General features: G+C 74.7%; 4 protein-coding genes. 2 read left to right on the top strand and 2 right to left on the bottom strand.

Going from position 1 to position 2,095, the window contains the following annotated elements; all coding sequences use genetic code 11:
• Nucleotides 1-448, bottom strand: a 448-nt coding sequence (locus AC0CYZ_RS16185; protein ID WP_472217116.1) for an amidase family protein, incomplete at its 3' end; no start/stop codon positions are given.
• Between the two features lie 147 nt (nt 449-595).
• Nucleotides 596-1,252, bottom strand: a complete 657-nt coding sequence (locus tag AC0CYZ_RS16180; RefSeq protein ID WP_472217114.1) for a DUF2461 domain-containing protein — start codon at nt 1,250-1,252, stop codon at nt 596-598.
• A gap of 55 nt (nt 1,253-1,307) precedes the next feature.
• Here AC0CYZ_RS16180 and AC0CYZ_RS16175 point away from each other — a divergent pair, with 55 nt between their 5' ends.
• Together AC0CYZ_RS16175 and AC0CYZ_RS16170 are read left to right on the top strand one after the other, a co-directional pair.
• Nucleotides 1,308-1,601, top strand: coding sequence for an FmdB family zinc ribbon protein (locus AC0CYZ_RS16175; RefSeq protein WP_472217112.1), 294 nt, complete (start codon nt 1,308-1,310; stop codon nt 1,599-1,601).
• A 45-nt stretch (nt 1,602-1,646) separates the two neighbouring features.
• The coding region (locus tag AC0CYZ_RS16170) for a YbhB/YbcL family Raf kinase inhibitor-like protein (RefSeq protein ID WP_472217110.1) at nt 1,647-2,095 on the top strand (449 nt) is incomplete at its 3' end.

Below are 2,095 nucleotides of genomic sequence, written 5' to 3'. Positions count from 1 at the left end.
TGCCCGCCCCGGAGAAGCAGAGGTCCTCGCAGACGGCCTTGCCCGCGATCGTCGCGCCCGCGTCGAGCAGGCGGCGCACGATCGTCGCGTCCGTGGACGGGACGAAGCCCTCGACCGTCGCCGAGCCGTTGGTCATGGGGACCCCGGCGACGGCGGTGTTGTCCTTGACCGCGACGGTGCGCCCGGCCAGCGGGCCGTCGGAGGCCTCGGTGATCGAGGTGGTCACGTACCAGGCGTGGTAGGGGTTGTCGCCGTCCTCGGGCCGCGTCCACGACCGCTCCGGGGCCGCGGGGGCCTCGGCCTCGTAGAGCTCCTCGACGGCGTCCCACGACCCGAGCAGGCCCGTCACCACCGGCGCGTACTCGTCGACCTCGTCGGACGACAGGCCCAGGCCGTAGCCGGCCGCGACCGTCGCGAGCGCCTGGTGGTCCGGCGGGGGAAGCGGCATCGGGACTCCCAGGGGGCTCGCGGGCCGGCGCTCGGCTCCGGCCACGGACCCACGGGACAGTAGGAAGCCCGACGTCGTCGGCTCAACACCTGCGGGCGGATGGCAGTGTTTCGGTTGGGTGACGTGGCGGCGCGGCCGGTCGCCGGGTCACCGACGACGACGCGCGCGCTCCCCGGCGTCGTCGAGGTCGACCCCGACGTGGTCGTCGAGCCAGCGCCCGAGCGGCTCGAGCCGCCGCCAGGTGGTCGCGATCCGCTCGGCCAGGGCCGGGGTGTGCAGCTCGTCCGACGGCGGCCAGGAGTACCAGGCGTACAGGCTGCGGTGACGCAGCAGGTCGAGCCGCGGGTGGTCCGGGTCGGTGCCGCGCGGCCGGGTCTTGAGCCGGTCCCCGGCGATCGTGAAACCGTCCGCGGCGAGGCCCTCGACGATCCTCGCGAGCGCCGGGCCGTGGCGCTCGTCGTCGACGGCCGCCCGGAAGCGCGCGACCTGCGCCGGCACCATCGCGTAGTAGCCGACGGCGACCATCAGCCCGTCGGCGGAGAGCTGCACGTAGTGCGGGCCGGCCGTGGCGCCGCACTGGACCTTGTACGGCGTCTTGTCCGCCGCGAAGCGCACGTCGCGGTACGGCCGGAACACCTTGCCGGGGCCGAACTCCGCCTCGAGGTCGGCCAGCAGGGCCGTCATCGGCCCGCGCACGTGCTCCTCGTAGAGGTGGCGGTGGTCGGTCCAGTAGGCCTTGGAGTTGTCGGCCTCGAGACCCTCGTAGAAGTCGACGGCCGCGTCGCCGAAGCCCGTGAACGCCACCTCGGCACCGTAGACGGGCTGTCGGAGGATCACCGGGCGGCCTACTGTCCCGGGCATGGCGCGCTACGAGTTCCGCTGTCGCGAGTGCGGGTCGACCTTCGAGGTGGACCGCCCGATGCAGCGGTCCTCGGAGCCCGCCGACTGCCCCGACGGGCACAGCGACACCGTCAAGTTGCTCTCCTCCGTCGCGCTCGGCGGCAAGGCCCGGACGGCGACGCGTCCGGTGACCCCGCCCTCGCCCTACCGCGGTGGCGGCGGCGGACCGATGGGGGCGCCCCCGCCCATGGGTGGTGGCGCGCCCGGCGGTGGCGGCGGTGGCTGCTGCGGCGGCGGATGCGGGTGCGGCTGACGGGGTAAGGGGCACGCGGAACCGCTCCGCACCCGAGGAGGACCCGTGGCGCCTCAGCCGCCCGACCCGTACAGCTTCCTGCCCGATGTCCCCACCTTCGAGGTGACGAGCACCGACGTCACCGACGGCGAGGTGCTGGCGACCTCGCACGTCAGCGGCATCATGGGCGCCGGCGGAGAGGACGTGTCGCCGCAGCTGGCCTGGTCCGGCGCGCCCGAGGGCACGAAGAGCTACGCGGTCACCTGCTACGACCCCGACGCGCCGACGGCCAGCGGCTTCTGGCACTGGGCGGTCGTGGGCCTGCCGGCCTCGACGACGTCCCTGCCCACCGACGCCGGGAACCCCGACAGGGGTCTGCTGCCCGACGGCGCCGTGACCCTGGCCAACGACGCGGGGGCGCGGCGCTTCATCGGCGCCGCACCGCCGGCCGGCCACGGCCCGCACCGCTACTACTTCGTGGTGCACGCGATCGACGTCGAGGACCTCGGGGTCGG

The organism is Actinomycetospora sp., assembly GCF_055612215.1.
Note: the sequence above shows the minus strand (reverse complement) of the source record. Positions and strands in the feature narration are given on the sequence as shown.

What these genes read in the sequence shown, in the direction of transcription:
- AC0CYZ_RS16175 (WP_472217112.1), top strand. Translation starts at nt 1,308, where the DNA reads ATGGCGCGCTACGAGTTCCGCTGTCGCGAGTGCGGGTCGACCTTCGAG.